The organism is Sodalis sp. RH16 (assembly GCF_047324245.1).
Classification (GTDB): Bacteria; Pseudomonadota; Gammaproteobacteria; order Enterobacterales; family Enterobacteriaceae; genus Acerihabitans; species Acerihabitans ligni.
This window is the reverse complement of sequence record NZ_CP178737.1, coordinates 5,587,420-5,604,520: the sequence shown is the minus strand read 5'-3', so window position 1 is coordinate 5,604,520 and position 17,101 is coordinate 5,587,420. Positions and strand designations below refer to the sequence as shown.

The 17,101-nt window shown below is 56.0% G+C and carries 17 protein-coding genes; all 17 read right to left on the bottom strand.

What is annotated here, in order from left to right:
* Positions 1 to 51: 51 nt before the first annotated feature.
* The 17 genes from ACL2XJ_RS25725 to pduA all read right to left on the bottom strand — a co-directional run bounded on the left by ACL2XJ_RS25725 (position 52) and on the right by pduA (position 17,032).
* Positions 52 to 1,329 (bottom strand): citrate synthase, encoded by a 1,278-nt coding sequence (locus ACL2XJ_RS25725; protein WP_413724991.1) that lies wholly within the window; start codon positions 1,327 to 1,329, stop codon positions 52 to 54.
* A 182-nt stretch (positions 1,330 to 1,511) separates the two neighbouring features.
* Positions 1,512 to 2,423, bottom strand: a complete 912-nt coding sequence (locus ACL2XJ_RS25720; RefSeq protein WP_413724990.1) for a metallophosphoesterase — start codon at positions 2,421 to 2,423, stop codon at positions 1,512 to 1,514.
* Between the two features lie 189 nt (positions 2,424 to 2,612).
* Entirely contained in the window at positions 2,613 to 4,661 is a 2,049-nt protein-coding gene (locus tag ACL2XJ_RS25715; RefSeq protein ID WP_413724989.1) for an NAD(+) synthase, read from the bottom strand.
* A 113-nt stretch (positions 4,662 to 4,774) separates the two neighbouring features.
* The gene (locus ACL2XJ_RS25710) at positions 4,775 to 5,695 is read right to left on the bottom strand and encodes a PocR ligand-binding domain-containing protein (RefSeq protein WP_413724988.1); all 921 of its coding nucleotides are present in this window, start codon (positions 5,693 to 5,695) and stop codon (positions 4,775 to 4,777) included.
* 455 nt (positions 5,696 to 6,150) lie between these two features.
* Positions 6,151 to 7,263 carry a 1-propanol dehydrogenase PduQ gene (locus ACL2XJ_RS25705; RefSeq protein ID WP_413724987.1) on the bottom strand — a complete coding sequence of 371 codons (1,113 nt, stop codon included), beginning with the start codon at positions 7,261 to 7,263 and terminating at the stop codon, positions 6,151 to 6,153.
* A 17-nt stretch (positions 7,264 to 7,280) separates the two neighbouring features.
* Positions 7,281 to 8,672: an aldehyde dehydrogenase family protein gene (locus ACL2XJ_RS25700; RefSeq protein ID WP_413724986.1), complete on the bottom strand. Its 1,392-nt coding sequence runs from the start codon at positions 8,670 to 8,672 to the stop codon at positions 7,281 to 7,283.
* Complete coding sequence (locus ACL2XJ_RS25695; RefSeq protein ID WP_132927603.1) at positions 8,659 to 8,919, bottom strand: hypothetical protein; 261 nt, start codon at positions 8,917 to 8,919, stop codon at positions 8,659 to 8,661. Before ACL2XJ_RS25695 ends, ACL2XJ_RS25700 begins: the two co-directional genes overlap by 14 nt.
* 32 nt (positions 8,920 to 8,951) lie before the next feature.
* On the bottom strand, positions 8,952 to 9,230 hold the full coding sequence (locus ACL2XJ_RS25690; protein ID WP_132927604.1) for a EutN/CcmL family microcompartment protein: 279 nt from the start codon (positions 9,228 to 9,230) through the stop codon (positions 8,952 to 8,954).
* Positions 9,231 to 9,234: 4 nt separating this feature from the next.
* A complete protein-coding gene (gene pduM, locus ACL2XJ_RS25685; RefSeq protein ID WP_132927605.1) occupies positions 9,235 to 9,714 on the bottom strand; it encodes a microcompartment protein PduM in 480 nt (159 codons plus the stop codon).
* Positions 9,715 to 9,731: 17 nt separating this feature from the next.
* Positions 9,732 to 10,367: a phosphate propanoyltransferase gene (locus ACL2XJ_RS25680; RefSeq protein WP_413724985.1), complete on the bottom strand. Its 636-nt coding sequence runs from the start codon at positions 10,365 to 10,367 to the stop codon at positions 9,732 to 9,734.
* Positions 10,368 to 10,372: 5 nt separating this feature from the next.
* Entirely contained in the window at positions 10,373 to 11,059 is a 687-nt protein-coding gene (locus ACL2XJ_RS25675) for a BMC domain-containing protein (RefSeq protein ID WP_413724984.1), read from the bottom strand.
* Between the two features lie 28 nt (positions 11,060 to 11,087).
* Complete coding sequence (locus ACL2XJ_RS25670) at positions 11,088 to 11,378, bottom strand: BMC domain-containing protein (RefSeq protein WP_132927607.1); 291 nt, start codon at positions 11,376 to 11,378, stop codon at positions 11,088 to 11,090.
* A gap of 66 nt (positions 11,379 to 11,444) precedes the next feature.
* Positions 11,445 to 12,272 carry an MIP/aquaporin family protein gene (locus tag ACL2XJ_RS25665; protein ID WP_413724982.1) on the bottom strand — a complete coding sequence of 276 codons (828 nt, stop codon included), beginning with the start codon at positions 12,270 to 12,272 and terminating at the stop codon, positions 11,445 to 11,447.
* A 52-nt stretch (positions 12,273 to 12,324) separates the two neighbouring features.
* A complete protein-coding gene (locus ACL2XJ_RS25660) occupies positions 12,325 to 13,245 on the bottom strand; it encodes a glycyl-radical enzyme activating protein (RefSeq protein WP_413724981.1) in 921 nt (306 codons plus the stop codon).
* Positions 13,246 to 13,358: 113 nt separating this feature from the next.
* On the bottom strand, positions 13,359 to 15,905 hold the full coding sequence (locus tag ACL2XJ_RS25655; RefSeq protein WP_413724980.1) for a glycyl radical protein: 2,547 nt from the start codon (positions 15,903 to 15,905) through the stop codon (positions 13,359 to 13,361).
* 30 nt (positions 15,906 to 15,935) lie between these two features.
* The gene (gene pduB / locus ACL2XJ_RS25650; protein ID WP_132927611.1) at positions 15,936 to 16,751 is read right to left on the bottom strand and encodes a propanediol utilization microcompartment protein PduB; all 816 of its coding nucleotides are present in this window, start codon (positions 16,749 to 16,751) and stop codon (positions 15,936 to 15,938) included.
* Complete coding sequence (gene pduA / locus ACL2XJ_RS25645) at positions 16,748 to 17,032, bottom strand: propanediol utilization microcompartment protein PduA (RefSeq protein WP_132927612.1); 285 nt, start codon at positions 17,030 to 17,032, stop codon at positions 16,748 to 16,750. Before pduA ends, pduB begins: the two co-directional genes overlap by 4 nt.
* Positions 17,033 to 17,101: the final 69 nt, after the last annotated feature.

The following is a 17,101-nucleotide window of genomic DNA, read 5'->3' as shown; positions in this document are numbered from 1 at the left end:
AATTTGTCTGGTTAAGTCAGTACGCCGGGCAACGGCCCCGGCGTCCGATGGCTAGAGTTGCGAGGTATAATCCCGGCGGGCTTTGCCGGTGTACACCTGGCGCGGCCGGTAGATCTGCGGCCGCTGGCCGTGCATTTCGCTCCAGTGGGCAATCCAGCCGATGGTGCGGCCCACCGCGGAGATCACCGTAAACATGGAGGGGGGCAATCCCATGGCTTTCAGGATAAGCGCCGTGTAGAAATCCGCGCTGGGGTACAGTTTGTTCTCAAGGAAATAGGCATCGGTCATGGCGATATGCTCAAGCTCAATGGCCACCTGCAGCAGGTTGTCTTCCATGCCCAGCTCCGCCAGGACCTCGTGGCAGGTTTTACGTAAAATAGCGGCGCGCGGGTCGAAATGATGATAAACCGAATTGCCGAACCCCATCAGACGGAAGGAGTCGTGGCGATCTTTGGCGCGGCTGATGAAGGCCGGAATGCGATCCACCGTGCTGATCTCTTCGAGCATGCGCATGCAGGCTTCATTGGCCCCGCCGTGCAGGGGGCCCCACAATGACGCCAGGCCGGCGGCTATGCAGGCGAAAGGGTTCGCCCCTGAAGAGCCGGCGGTTCTGACCGCGGTGGTGGAGGGGCACTGTCCGTGATCCGCATGCAGGATCAGGATGCGGTTCATGGCGCGCTCCAGCACCGGGTTCACTTCTGACTTTTCCGCCGGGATGGCGAACAGCATATGCAGGAAATTACCGGTATAGGAAAGTGAATTATTCGGGTAGACCGCGGGCTGTTCAATGGAATATTTATAGCACATTGCCGCCACGGTAGGCATTTTGGACAGCAGCCTGACCGCCGCCAGTTCACGGTGTTCCGGGTTGCCCACGTCCAGCTGATCGTGATAAAACGCCGCCAGCGCGCCCACCACCGCGCACATCAGCGCCATGGGATGGGAGTCGCGGCGAAAGCCGCTGAGCATGCGGCTCATTTGCTGATGGATCATGGTGTGTCGGGTAATGGTATCGGTGAACGTAGCGAACTCCGCGGGGGACGGCGCCTCGCCGTGCAGCAGGATATAGCAGACTTCCAGGAAGGAGCACTGGCTTGCCAGCTGATCCACCGGAAACCCCCGGTGCAGCAGCACGCTGTTGCGGGGGTCGATAAAGGTAATGGCGGATTCGCAGCCGGCGGTATGGGTAAATCCGGGATCGTAGGTAAATAATTCTTCGACGCCCAACGGTTGGATATCCAGCGCCGCCGGTCCCCCCGTGCCGGCGTTGAAATCAAGTACCACTGCTTTGTGTTCGTTAAGTGTAAGGGTCGCTTTTTGCTCGGTCATGTCTATTTTTTCTCCAGCCCGAATTTGAACAAGACAGAACCCGTAGGTAGGTCCTGTAATAATTATCCCATAATGTTTTAACATTACTCGTCTGGAGAGGATTTAACCAGAGGAAAGCCTGTGGGGAGCTCTAATCAAATGGACCGCCCGTGACGGACGGTCATGGCGCGGATGCGGTCGCTTCAGAGTTCCCGGCCGATCTCGGGACCGCGGCCATGAAGGGTGAGTGCCGAACCCCGGAGTTCGACGATGGCGTAAGGCGTCTGCTCCTCGCCGTCAACCATGCCTTTGAGCGTGATGAAATCGGTGCCCTCAATGCGCTGGTAACCGCCGCCGTGCTGATGTCCGCCGAAATAGGCCCGCACGCCGTAGCGACACAGCAGCGCCGCTACTATTTCATCGTTCCAGAGATTATGGCTGTTGACCGGAGCAAGGGGATAGTGCCCGAGCACAATCACCGTTTCCTGACGGGCTTGGGCTGCCTGCAGGGTTTTTTCCAGCCAGTATAATTGCGCCTTGCCCAGCGCGCCGTTCCAGCTTTGCGCCTGGGGTTTGCCGTCGGCGGTGAGCTGGGCCAGCATCCGCTGCGCCTCCGGCAGGTCGTCGCCGTTGGCCTGATTGCAATACAGGCTGATGTCGTTGCCGTCGATTACCACAAAGCGATAACCGTTCACCAGGAAATGGAAATAGTGTTTCGGCAGCCCCAGCGGCGGTTGCCGGCCGGCTAAATAATGGGAAACGGTATCCGCGTCATGGTTGCCCATCACCGTCACATGGGGATGCCGCAAGCGGCCATACAGGGGCAGGAGATCCCCATAGCTGGACCATGCCCTATCCACCAGGTCGCCGAGGGTGACGACAAAATCCAGCGGCGTATCGTTGAGGTCGGCGATGGCGGCGGCGAGCTTGCGCAAGCTGTGGCGGTAATAACGCCCATGGCGCATATCGGGATCGGCGTCGGCATATTGCGGATCGGCAATCAAGCCAAAGCGTACCCTGCCGGAGGAGGCGGTTTCGGCAAAGGCGGGCCGGTGGTAAAACGTGCCGACCTCTCCCAGCGCCTGCCACTGCTCGGCGGTCAGTAGTGAATTCATCGTGTCCTCCGCCCATGGCCGACGCTGTTCGCCAGCCGTCCGCCGGATAGGTCGTTTCTTCCAGTCAGGACATCAAAAGATAGAGTGGGGGGGTGACGGTTTTATAACAAAAGCATGACGGTTTTATGGCAAAAATCCAGCCCGCCGGTATTGCCCGGCGGGGTATTAATCAGCATCCGGCCGCGGCGCTTAGCTTTCCGGCACGTTGGTTTCCAGCTCCTCGATCCAGATGCGGGCGTTGCCGTCGGACGGAGCGCGCCAGTCGCCGCGCGGCGATAAACTGCCGCCCGCGGTGACCTTGGGGCCGTTTGGCGAAGCGGAACGTTTGAACTGGCTGGTGGTGAAGAAGCGATACAGGAAGACCCGCAGCCAGCGGCGTATTTCCGGCAGCGGATAACCGTGGCGTTTCTCCTGCGGATAACCCGGAGGCCAGGCGCCCGCCGCCGCGTCTTCCCAGGCGTGGAGCGCCAGGAAGGCTATCTTTGACGGCCGGAAGCCGTAGCGCAGGGTATAGAACAGGTTGAAGTCCTGCAGGTTGTAGGGGCCGATAAGGGACTCGGTGCTCTGTATCGCGCCGGCATCGTCGGCGGGCACCAGCTCCGGGGATATTTCCGTTCCCAGAATGGCCTCGAGGGTGTTCGATACCGGCTCCTCAAACTGGCGGGAGGAGATTACCCAGCGAATCAGATGCTGGATCAGGGTTTTCGGCACGCCGGCATTCACATGATAATGGGACATCTGATCGCCCACGCCATAGGTGCACCAGCCCAGGGCCATCTCGGATAAATCGCCGGTGCCCACCACCATGCCGTTTTCATGGTTGGCCAGGCGGAACAGGTAATCGGTGCGCAGCCCCGCCTGGACGTTTTCGAAGGTGACGTCATAGACCTTTTCTCCCCGCGCGTAGGGGTGGCCGATATCCTCCAGCATGCGCAAGGCGGCGGGCCGGATATCTATTTCGCGGTGGGTGGCCCCCAGGGAGGTAATCAGGCTCAGGGCGTTTTGCCAGGTTTCATCGCTGGTGCCGAACCCCGGCAGGGTGCAGGCAATGATATTTTCCCGCGGCAGGTTCATGCGGTCCGCCGCCTTGGCGATGACAATCAGCGCCTGGGTGGAATCCAGCCCGCCGGAGACGCCGATAACCAGGCGCTTGATACCGGTGGCCAGCGCTCGCTGCACCAGCGCCGCCACCTGGATGTTATAGGCTTCGTAGCAATCCTGGGCCAGCCGTTCCTTATCGGCCGGGACAAAGGGAAAACGTTCCACCGAACGCGTCAAACCCAGATCTTCGTCACGGGGCGCCAGGGTAAAGGCGATATGCCTGAACGCGCCGGTCCGTGCCTCATGGGTCCGCCGGTTATCGTCAAAGGTCCCCATGCGCAGGCGTTCCTGGCGCAGCAGGTCGAGATCGATATCGGCCATGGCCCATTGGCTTTCCAAGGCGAAACGTTCCGTTTGTGCCATCAGTTCGCCGTTTTCGTAAATGACGCACTGGCCGTCCCAGGCCACTTCGGTGGTGGATTCACCCAAACCCGCCGCGGCATACAGATAGGCGGCCAGGCAGCGCATGGACTGGGAACGGCACAGCAGCTTGCGCGTATCCGCGCGGCCGATGGTGATGGGGCTGCCGGACAGGTTGGCCAGGACGGTGGCGCCGGCCAGCGCGGCTTCGGCGCTGGGGGGAATCGGCACCCAGAAGTCTTCGCAAATTTCCACATGCAGCACAAAACCCGGCAAATCCTCCGCCGCGAACAGTAGGTCGGGGCCAAAAGGCACATCCTGCCGCGCCAAGCGGATAGTCCCTTTGGTCTGGTCGCCGGCGGCGCACTGGCGACTTTCGTAAAACTCCCGGTAGGTGGGCAGGTAGGATTTCGGCACTACCCCCAGCAACCGGCCCCGGTGCAGCACCAGGGCGGTATTATAGATGCGCCCGGCATAACGCAGCGGCGCGCCCACCACCAGCACCGTCTGGAGCGCGGCGGTGGCGTCCAGCAGTTCGCCGATGCCGCGTTCCACCGCGTCAAGCAGGGTATCCTGCAGCAACAAATCCTCTATGGAGTAGCCGGACAAGCATAATTCGGGAAAGATGCCCAGCGCGACGCCCTCGGCGTCGAGACGGACGGCCGTCTCGACAATGGTGCGGACATTTTTTGAGGGTTCCGCCAGCGCGCAGGGAACGGTACAGGCTGCTACGCGGGCGAAACCATGCTGATAAAGGGAGCGAAAGCTCATTGACATAATACGTCTTCTCAAGTTGGGCTGAATTCATGACCGATTCCCGAAACTATAGCAGATGGCACTGCCTGTTCTGTAGCGGTTTACCCATAACCTGAGAGCACACCTTTATCTTTTCAGAGAGAAGGCGAGGGGGTGTAACTGTTCTGGATCATAATCTGGCCGGCGCTGGTTTGCCGGAACACCTTTGGCGACAGGCCAAAGCTTTTCTTGAAGGAGCGGGCAAAGTAGGGACTGTCGCAAAAGCCGACATTCCTGGCGATTTTATCGATGCTCCACTCCGTTTTTTCAAGCAAATAACGCGCCTCATTCATCCTTTTATTATTTAAATAAGAATTGAATCCCACGCCAAGCATACGTTTAAACAAACGGGAAAAATAAAACTGGCTAAGATTGGCCATGTTCGCCATTTGTTCAAGATTAAGATTGTCGGAGAAATTCTGATTTATATAATTGACGATTTTTTCAATTTTTGCCCGATGAAGGTCAGAGGTGCCGATATAGGTCTCGGTATCATCGTCCGGATCAATACTTTTGATAATACGTACGTCGTATTGCTTGCACAGATAATTTTCAACGATAACGTTCAATAATTGCGCAGCGGCCCTGATCTTCATCAGATTCATCACCGGAACCTCATGATAAAGATCAAACAGACGCGATTCTTTGCGCATATCATTATTATCGCGCAGGATATTGGGGATGGGCGATTCATCCGTTACCCGCGCCTGACCGCAGGCCAGAAAACCCACCAAACTGTCGTTGATGACAATGGGGATGGAAAAATCCACTAATCCGGCATGACAGCGATAGCAATTGACTTGTTTGAGTTTTGAACTTTCAAGACCGCCACTGCGATCGCATTGCTGACAATAAGGATAAAAGGCGGCGTTTTTTCTCACATGCTGGCAAAAGGAGGTAAAATTATACCATGGTGGGATTTCCTTGCCGTTAAGATCGACCACAACTGAACCCAAACCGGTGGCATAGGCAAAATCATACGAGATCTTATCGATAATATCTTTGGATGGTCGCATATTTTAACCCGTTATTGCTAATGGTAATAAATCAAAATATCTTATGAGTCATCCTAACCTATAAGACAACCTATTTTTTGTCTACAATGGGCGTCATTCCTCTAACATTATACTCTCCTGTATCGCTCTGTAAATTAGAGTGAAATCACACTTTACCGACTCTTGCTAATTTGAACAATAATTTCATTAATAGTAAAAATGTTGATGTAATGTGATATTTCGGTAAATTGATATGCCTTAATGAATTGTCTTTTTTTTATTTCCTTCTCAAGCATAAAATTGATCTAGGGTAATATCCGAGGAAAAACTTTCGGCCGCGCCAAGGCCCCCACATAAGATAATGTCACGATATCTTATCAGGCGAACGATATGTCTTATAGTGATGCATAACATAGTCATCTTTTGCGTTTCTTATAGGCGCCATTGACCGATTGCCCAATCAATGGCGAGGTGGTTCAAATGATACCGTGAATAATCCCCCTGATATCGGCGACACTGGCCGGCAACGGGTTGCTTGCCAGCGTCACGTCATGCAATGCCGCCGTCGACATGGCGTCTATCACCTCAAGAACGCGGGGACGTTCGATATTCAGCGAACTCAAGGTCCCGGCGATGTTGAACTGCAGCATGAGATTGCGCAGATGGTTTATAAGGTTAGCCACGCAGTAATCATCCGTTGACTGGAAATTGGCCAGCCCGCAGAGCTTGCTTAACCGGGCATACTTGGCCCGGGCGGTTTTATCCCGGCTGTTGAAGCGGATCACATGACATAGCAGCAGGGCATTGGCCAAACCGTGTGGAATATGTAATTGCCCGCCCAATTGATGGGCGATGGCGTGGTTTAACCCAAGTCCCGCCTGGCTGAACGCCATGCCCGCCAGGGTGGAGGCATTGTGCATTTTATCCCGGGCTTCCTGCTGATGGCCGTTTTGATAGGCTTTTCCCAGATAAAGCAGCACCATTTGTACCGCTTTTTCGGCCAGGGCATCGGTAAAGTCGGTGGCGCCGACGGCGACATAGGCTTCCAGCGCATGGGTCAGCACGTCCAGACCGGTATTCGCCGTGACCGCCGGCGGTACGCTCATCACCAGCCGCGGTTCCAGTATGGCGATATCGGGATAGATACTGTCATCGAACAGCGGGTATTTAACCTTGGTGAGCGGATCGCTTATCACACAGGCGCTGGTCACTTCGGAACCGGTGCCGCTGGTGGTGGGAATCGCGATAAAGGTTTCTATCGCTATGCCCAGTTTGCGGCCGAAAAAAATAATCCCTTTGGCGGAATCCAGCGCCGAGCCGCCGCCGAAGCCGATCACCACCTGCGGCTGGACTTTGCCCATCTCGGTAATACCGGCCACCACCGTCGCGATCGGTGGATCCGGAATGATATCGGTAAACAGCGCGGTTTCGTTATCCGCACCGATGTTATCGGTAATCATTTTCAGATTTTCACTGCCGGCCAAAAAGCCGTCGCAGACTATCCAAACCTTTTTATCATGGAGGGTCTGCAACCAGGACAAGCTATCGGCACCGCTGTAAATCCGGGTCTTTACCGTAAAAATAGCCATGATTCGCCTCTTGATCCCTAACGAATGGAAAACCCATTGGTCAGCACACAGCGACGTTTGCGGGCAAAAGTCCGCGGGGAGGTTGTCCCCTCGCCGGTGGGTGTGGCAATGGTGAAAGTGGTGAATCCCTCGGCGCCGATACCCAAACCGGCATAAGAGGGGCCGTTTTTAACGAAGATCGATGTCTGCATGGTTTTGGCCGCGCGATTCAGCCGGCTGACATTTTGCGAATGCATGATGGCGGTGTGATGCAGGTCGTTTTCCACCACCAGCGCCAATGCCAGACCCTCATCGAAATCTTTGACCCGCACAATGGGCAATACCGGCATCAACTGTTCCACCAGCACCAGCGGGTCATCTTTTCCGACTTCAACGATAATCAGCCGCGGCGCGAAAGGCGCGCTCAGTCCGGCCGCCTGTAAAATCACCGCCGGGCTTTTGCCCACCAGTTTTTTATTGGCTTCACCTTTTTCAGTTATCGCCACCTGCCGCAACTTGGCCACGTCGGCGACGGAACTCACCAGCAACGCACCGTTTTTTTGCATATTGTCCACCAGGCGGTCGGCAATGCTGTCGACCACTATCACGCTTTTTTCCGCGATACACAGTACGTTGTGGTCAAAGGCCGCCCCGTCGACGATATCCTTGGCCGCTTTAATCGGGCAGGCGGTTTCGTCCACCAGCACCGGTGGGTTGCCGGGACCGGCGCCGATGACTTTTTTGCCGGTTTTCATCGCCATGTCCACGATGGCCGGGCCGCCGGTGACGGCCAGCAGCGCAATGCGCGGATGCGCCATCATTTCCCGGGTGGCGTCAAAGGTGGGATTGGCCACCGTGGTCACCAGGTTGTGGATACCGCTGGCGCGGTAGATAATCCCTTCGATTTTTTCTATCAGCCACAGGGAGACATTCTTCGCGCCGGGATGGGGGCTGAAATAGACCGCGTTGCCGGCGGCCAGCATGCTGATGGTATTGTTGATAATGGTTTCGGTGGGGTTGGTGATGGGGGCGATGGCGCCGATAAGGCCGAACGGCGACAGTTCGAACAATACCATGCCGCCGTCGCCGGTGAGGGCGCGGGTGGTTAAATCTTCAATGCCCGGGGTGTTGGCCAGCGCCGCGGTGTTTTTGGCTATTTTATCCAGTGCGTTACCCATGCCGGTTTCGTCGGCGGCGCGTTCGGACATTTCGCTAATCAACGGTGCCAGTTCTTCTCTCAAGGCCGTAATGATTTTGGTCCGTAGCGCCAGGGCTTCGGCCATATATTGCCGGTAGGCGCCATAACCGGCGATGATAGCATCTTCAACCTGGTGGAATATGGCATTTGGCGTGGCTTTGGATCCCACGGCACCATTCAGGTTATCGGCGAGAATGGCGCGAATCATGTTCTCCAGTTCAGTGCTGTTCATGTTTAACTCCCTGATTGAGGCTGCCTGCAGCCTCTTTTGCAATAGACAAACTTTGTTTAACGGAACCGTCGTTAATATCGATTCCTCCGGTTAATGTTCCCGGGAGATAAACAGGATGCGCGCTGCCGGCATCCCTGTGTTCACCCTGGGTTTCCTGCGCCTGGAATTGAGCAATAACCTCTTTGATGGCATATTCCAGCAATACGCGATGCTCTTTGATAAGGGCCGCGATATCATTGTCCGGCATGATTCAATCCCTCATCGGGCTATGGCCCGATACTAAAATCTGTCGATGGTGTCGATAATGCCGACAATCGCCAAATCGATGGCCTGGTTCGGCTCCGGAAAAATTTTTCTGGCCGAGGAACCGCGGGTAACCAGGACTAATTCACCCACGCCGGCCCCTACCGAATCCACGGCAATCTCTTCCAGTTTCTCGTTCTGGGCCGGTCCGGAACCATCCAGGTTCACCCAGGTAATCACCATCAGCTTTTTGCCGAGCAGTGATGCGGATTTTTGCGTTGACACCACCGAGCCTATTACTTTTGCCAATTGCATCGCGTTATTCCCGCCGTATCAGTTTAATATTCTGATTTTCCATAACATCCCGCGCCAGGGGAGTTATAAAAGTTTCTCTTTCTATTAACAGCCAGCAGTCATGGAATAAAACCACATTGGCATAACTGATGCTGCCGCCGGCCGCCATATGCACCGGTATCTCCAGATGATCCACCACGGATACCGGCAAACGGCATAATTCCCGAAGCGGCAGAGCGGTTAATAACTGCCGGTGCACCATCAGCCGTAAACGCACGCCATAGGCCCATGCTTCCAAAAGGGTCGCCACAGCCGGATTGCCGGAATCATATGCCACCAGGCTTTGAATAAAGGCCAGATCCGGTAATAACAAAGACAATTGCGCATGATGCAAATAAACTGTTTTTGTTAATCCGGCGGACAACTCGGGCATATTTGCCGTATAGGTTTTATTTTCCCGTTCGTGCAGCAATGCGATAACCCGGGCGACAATCAATTCAAGCATAGGTCCTCCTCCATCCATTAAAACTGCGTGAGGAGGAGCCTCGCCGTCGGCTTGCCTTCACCGATATCCGCCGCATTCGCTTCGTCGGTATCAATATGCAGTTCCAGACGCATATCGTCGCCGACCCGAATGCATACACCGCCAAAAATCAATGGGCGGTCGGTACCTTTAATCTCGACATTGACAATTTCTCCCTGCTTTACGCCAAATATCGCCGCATCAAGGCGCGACATATGAATATGCCGTTGGGCGATGATCACGCCTTCCGCCAGGGATATTTCAGCGTAATCGCTGACCAGGGTGATGCCGGCGGAGCCGGCCACATCGCCTGACAAACGCAGCGGCGCCGTGATCCCCAGCAGGCGCGCATCGGTGCGTGATATTTCGATTTGCGATTGGCCGCGCAGCGGTCCCAGCAGGCGAACATTTTTGAGCTGGCCCTTGAGACCTTTCAGCGTAACGGTCTGTTCCGCGGCAAACTGGCCCGGCTGTCCCAGCGCTTTTTTAACCGTCAGCGGCTGTCCGGGAAATAAACGTTGATAATCCATTGCCGATAAATGGACGTGCCGGTTGGATATCCCCAGAGGGATGGCCCGTTGCCGCATTTGTGCAATAACCTGGCCGGTCAGCAACGTAATCTGATCGTTATCCATTTGCTCTACCTCAATACCGTTTTTTGATAATGAATGCATTTACTGCGGGGTTCCCCTTTTTGTCTGCCGCATAACGGATCGCCGCAGATTTTGCAGGTGGCCGGCAATACGCCGGCGGATGCCTGCACCGTACTGACCGTTCTGGTCAGCGTGTCGGTGAATTCCGGCCGTTCGGCAGAGGAAACCAAAACCGTTTCAACGGCGGCAGCCTGCGGATTTTCCCCGATAGCTATCGCCCCGGCCGGAGCCGAAGCCCCATCGCCAGAGGGCGCCGTGGTTTCAGCGGCGACGGCCGCCGGGCTGTCTTCGACGCCTGTTGACCCGGCGGGAGCCGGCGCCGCATCGCCATCGGCATCCGGGGTTTCGGCGTCAGCGCTGTCGCCGGCAACGTCCTCCTTGATGCCGTTGTCTTGACGCAGCGACGCCGAAATGATTTCGCTCGTGCCTGTGGCCGGACGGGCGATGGTGGTGCAGGCGACAAAACCCGAACAACTCCGCGCCATTTCCTCGCCGGCGGACAGCGCCGTGCGCACCGACGCGACATCGCCATGGATTTTCACCAGCATCCAACCGGATCCGATGGTCCGCTCCACCCCGAGCAATCCCACCGATGCGGTTTTAGCCATCGCGTCGGCGACGGTTATCGCCAACGACAAACCCGTGACTTCGATTAAGCCGAGAGAATGTTGCACGTGGTCCCCCTTATCCAGGTTGAGTGATTTACTCAGTCACCAAGGTCTGGTAAACGGGTAACAGGACTTCCACATCGTTGTGGGGGCGAGGTATTACATGGGTGGATTTCACTTCACCCACGCTGGTCGCCGCCACCGACCCGGCTTCCACCGCCGCTTTTACCGCGCCGACATCGCCGCGCACCATAACGGTAACCAGACCGGAGCCGATTTTCTCGTAGCCCACCAGCTGGACGTTCGCCGATTTGACCATGGCATCCGCGCCGACGATGGCGCCGATCAGGCCATAGGTTTCAATCATGCCAAGTGCATTATTCATTTATTGGTATCTCCAGAAATGCTTTGCTTTTGATTAAGTATCCATTCCCCGTCCGCGGCATCGCGGTTATGACGCGCGTTCAGGGAGATTTTTCTTATCTTTTGTTTTGCCGGGCAGCGGCTTATTGACCAGGCTGCGATACAGCACCGCGCCCAGACAGGCGCCGACAATCGGGGCGACAATGGGAATAATAAAATAGGGAACCTCGCGACCGCCGGTCAGCGCGTTGACGCCCCAGCCCGCCAAAATGCTAAACAGCCTGGGGCCGAAATCCCGCGCCGGATTCAGGGCGAAACCGGTGAGCATGCCTTGGGCGACCCCAACCAGGGCAACCGTTATGCCAATCAGCAACGGCGCCAGCGGGCCGCGCGGCACGCCGTTACCGTCGTCGGTCAACGCCATAATCAGGCACATCAGCGTCAATGTGCCGATCATTTCGCTGGCGAACGCCTGTACCAGATTGATGGCCGGATGAGGATAGGTGCTGAAAATACCGGCCTGGGCCAGGCTCTCCATGCTGCCGCGCTGGATGTGGTGAAGGGTTTCGAAGTCAATGAACAAATTGTAATACAGCAGATAGACAACCAGGGCGCCGCCAAACGCGCCCGCGGTTTGCGACAGGATATAAGGCAGGACCTTTTTGCCTTCAAAGTTGCCGAACAGCCACAGGGCGATGGTGACCGCCGGGTTGATATGGCCGCCGGAAATCCCGGCGGTAAGATAAACACCCAGCGAGACCCCCAGGCCCCATACGATACAGATTTCCCACAGGCCGAAACTGGCCCCGGCCAACCGGATGGCCGCCAGGCAGCTGATTCCGATGAACAAAAATAATCCGGTTCCGAAAAACTCGGCAAGACATTGTTGCTTTAATGAGGGTAAGGATACGTTCATAGTAGGATCCTAAATAAGTTGTTCGAAATAATGTCCATCGTTATTTTTATTGCTAACCGCCGATAACACAGGCTATTCCCAATGATTCAACAATAGTTTTGTATTTCTGAAGACGGCTGTCTTCAGGCGGCTTTATACCAATCAAGCCGTATTGCCTGCCGAGCAGGGAATATTTGTTCTGTCCGTAATTGTGATAAGGCAATAAATGCAATCGCGAGACATTTTTCATATGCGTGACGAATGTGGCAATGGCTCTGATACTCTGTTCGTCATCATTAAATGTCGGAATTACCGGTACCCGGACGGCAATATTTTTCGCCAGCCCGGAAATCGCCAGGGCGTTGCGTAAAATCACTTCATTCGGATGACCGGTAAATTCTTCATGCCTGGCGCTGTAAAAGGTCTTGATATCCAGCAGCAGCAAATCCAGCAGGGGGATAACCCGTTCCAGCACCTTCAGGGAAGCGATGCCGGTGGATTCCATCGCCGTGTGCCAGCCCCTGGCCTTGCACGCCTTCAGCAACGCTTCGGTAAAGTCCGGCTGCGCCAGCGCTTCGCCGCCGGACAGGGTAATGCCGCCGCCGGAACGGCGGTAATGCGTCTCGTCCTTGCGCAGTTCGTCCATGACTTGCGCCACCGTCATCTTTGTACCTGACTGCACCATAGCGCCCGCCGGGCACGCTTGCGCGCAGGCGCCGCAATGGGTGCATGCCTCACGATCGATAAGGCCCGGACGTTTGGGATCTATCGCCCCGATAGGGCATGCGGCCACACAGCGCCCGCAATGAATACAGTTGCGTTCATGATAGAACATCTCCGGCTCGGTTTTTTGCGATTCAGGATTACTGCACCATTTACATGCCAGATAACATCCTTTTAAAAAAACGATGGTCCGAATGCCCGGTCCGTCATGTAAAGAGAACTTCTGAATATTAAACACGGTGCCAGTTTGTTCAGAATCAATTGCCGCCATGTCATCACCTTTAATTAATTCCGCCATCTGTCCTTCGACATCTATTTTCCGGGCTGGGGCCGGGTGATTTTTTTGGCCGCGGCGTATTTCCGTCGCGGCTAAAAAGGTCCCTATTAAAAGACGTGTTCGGTACGCAGGATAATGTCATCCTGAACGCCTTTATCCAGCGACACGAACTGCGCGCTGTAGCCGGCGACCCGCACCACCAGATCGCGGTATTTTTCCGGCTCCTGCTGCGCGGCCAATAGCGTGGCGCGGTCAACCACGTTGAACTGGACGTGCATGCCTTTTTGATCGAAATAGCCGCGCAGTAGCGCCGCCAGGTGATGCAGACCCTCATCGCCCTTCAGCGCCGCCGGATGGAATTTCTGATTGAACAGCGTGCCGTTGGAAGCCAGGAAATGATCCAGTTTCGCCACCGAGTTGGCCGCCGCGGTGGGGCCCTTGGTGTCCATGCCGCGGCTGGGGGAGACCCCGTCCGGCAGCGGTTGGCCGGCCAGGCGTCCGTCCGCCGTCGCACCGACGGTTTCCCCTAGCGCCACGTTGGCCGATACCGGATAGAGCCCGGCATGGAAGATACCGCCGCGGGGGTTGGTGTATTTTTCAACCTCGCGGCAATAAATTTCAGCGCCGACGCGCGCCAGCATATCCACTTCATCAATATCGTTACCGAATTTGGGCGCGTTGTTGATGAGCATCTGGCGTACCGCGGTCAGGCCGCCGTTGCCGTTCGAGGCAGCGGCCGATTCACGGGGAGTGATGTTAAGGGACGACAGGGCCAGCGCGCCGTTTTCACCCAGAACTTTTTTCACCGCTTCCAGCACCAGATCGTAGGCGGCGTCTTTTTTCACGCCCCCTGCCGCCGCCGGCGCCGCATCCACCGATCCCACCGGAACGCCGAAATTGGCATCCAGCGCTTCTTTCAAATGGGCCAGGGAGAGTTTGCCCTCGTCGAACACCAGGCGTTTGATGGCCATCAGAGAATCGCCGACGTTGGCGACGCCCACTCCTTGCGGACCGGTGAAGTTATAGTGCGCTCCGCCTTCCTGCACGGTTTTACCCCGGCTGATGCAATCATCCACCATGCTGGAAAGAAACGGCAGCGGCGCGCGTTCGGCGTGGGCCAGATCCACACTGTTGTCCGCCATCGCCAGATGGTAGACAAAAAATTCGTTCTGCTTGCGGTAAGCCTCGATGATATCGTCGATGCTGTGGAAGGAATCCAGTTCACCGGTTTTTGGTCCGAGCTGTTTGTTGCCGCTGCGGCCGTTATTGAGGGCGATTTCCAATACCTTGCTCATATTGTAAAACGCGGCATCGTGCCAGCCTTCGGTTTTGCCCGGCTTTTGCGGTTCCACGCAGCCGATGATGCCGTATTCCCGCGCATCTTCCAGGGTCAGGCCGCGATTGATCAAAGAAGCGATAATGACTTCGTCGTTGTAATAGGCCGGGATGCCCATGCCCATGCGGCTGATTTCACAGGATTTAAGTAATAAATCATCAGGGGTTTTCGACCACATGCGCACCGACAGCGAGGGTTCATGCAGCCGCACGTGGGCGGTGGCCGCCATGGCCATAAACGATAAACGGTTGGTGGCATCCTGCCCGCCGCGGGTCTGGCCGCCGACAATCAGGTTCTGGAACATCGGATAGCCGCCGAAACCCTTGGTGGACCCCTCGTCACGCACCTTATTGACGTCGTTGAATTTCACCCACAAGCAATCCAGCAGTTCCTGCGCCTGTTCATCGCTCAGGGTCTTATCCTTTTCCAGGAACGGGAACATATACTGATCAAAACGGGCCGGCGAAATGGAATGGCCGTTGGATTCAAGCTGGATGATGGCATGGGCGAACCAGAATGACTGGCAGGCTTCATAAAAATTGCCGGCGCCGTTTTCCGGCACGGTTTCGCAAACCTGGGCGATCTTCAGCAATTCCTGTTTCCGTTCCGGCGTGGCGCTATTTGCCAGGGCGCGGGCTTTAGCCGCGTAACGGTGCGCAAAATTCACCGCGGCGTTACAGGAGATGAGCACCGCTTTGTAAAACGACTCTTGTTTAAGATAATCGGGGGAGGTTTTATCCGCGGCGGCCATGGCGGCCAGCACGTCCTGGATAATGCCTTTATAGCCCTTGTTCAGGACCTTGGCGTAATCCACCGCAACATGGCCGACGCCGTTGAAATAGTAGTTGCCGACGGTAAAAACGTTTTCCGCTATGCATTCACGGGTGTCCGGCAGCATGTAGGAAGTGGCCAGTTCGTTGGTGGTTTTGCCCTGCCAGTAAGGGAAAACCTCGTTTAATTCCTGCTTGGCCTGCTCGGAAATGGTGAACCGGTCGCCTTTGCGTAAATTCAGGCGTTCAAATTCATCTTTGATCCAGATATTGGAAAATTCCGGATAAATCTGCGCGGAATGCGGCGTCACCGTCAGGCTGCCGACGATAAGCTCGCCGTCGCGGATGGTGACCGGCAGCTCCGCCAGGATTTTTTCCAGCGCCTTGGCGCGGCGGATCACGGTAGGCAATGCTTCCGTTTCTTGGTAGGACGCCGTGACGAGCCGGGCGCGATCGGTTTCAATGCAGGGCGTGCTGTCAAGAATTTGTTCCCGCAACGCGTTGACTCTAGCGGTCGGTTCGCCAAAACCCTGTGATATAAGACTCATTATGTTTTTCTCCGCATCAAGCAACGCAGGTTAGATGTAAGGTGTCGTGGCTGAAGGCGCTTTGCCGCCCATGGTTTCCAACAAGACCAGGCCGACTTCCCGTGCCGAGCGCACAGCCTGGCGAACCGCACCGGAATCGCCGGACACGATAAGAATGACTTCGTTGGTGAAACTGGTGCCCTTGGCCGGCGAGCTGTAGGCCACCACATCGACATTGGCCGCCTTGATAGCGGTATCCGCCATCAGGACCCCGATGGCGGCGGGGGCGCCGACGATAACGCCGCAGGCTCTGCCCAACGGTGCGCCGAAGGCTTTTTCCAACGCATAGCTGGCGCGGGCGGTATATTGCAGTTCCACATGTCCGGCATCGTTGGCATAAATATCGCCGAAGGTGCGATCCAGTTCGTTAAGGGCCACTTCCACCGCCCGTTTAACGTCCGATACATCCTGGCCGCCGAACAGCACCAATGAGCCGTGACCGGCGCCGCCTTTGGTATCGCGGGCGAGTTCAATGGCCACCACTTCGGTATTGGTGGCTTTTACCGCTTCATCCGCCGCCATAATCTGCGGGCCGGCGCCGGTACGGGCGCCAAGGATGCCGATGGAGCGGTATTTTTTTTCCAGATGCATCGCTTCCAGCAGCGCGCTATCGACGTTGGCGATAACCAGACCGATGGAATCGCCAATGGCGGTGCCGACAAATTCCGTTAACGTACATATTTTTTCTGACATGATAGGGTCCGCTTGAGGGCTGTTTTCCAGAGATGCCGTGGCGGGGGTTTTTAATTCACCCACTTTTCCGAGTACCTCGGCGATGATGTTTTCCACCAGGTTGTCGGTGTTCATGCTTTAAGGCCTTTCGGCAGCAGATTTTCAACGTCGGAGTGCGGACGCGGAATGACATGGGTGGCGATGACATCGCCAATCTGGCGGGCCGAGGCGCAGCCGGCATCAGTGGCTGCCTTTACCGCACCCACATCGCCGCGCACGAATACCGTCACCAGGCCGGAGCCGATTTTCTCGTAGCCAATCAGTACCACGTTGGCAGATTTGACCATGGCATCCGCCGCTTCAATGGCCGCGGTCAACCCTTTGGTCTCTACCATACCTAACGCTTCTTGTTGCATGTTGTTCTCCTTGGCGCAAATCATGGGTAGGGGATTAATTTCACTGGGGTAGGGTAAGGGAGAAAAAAA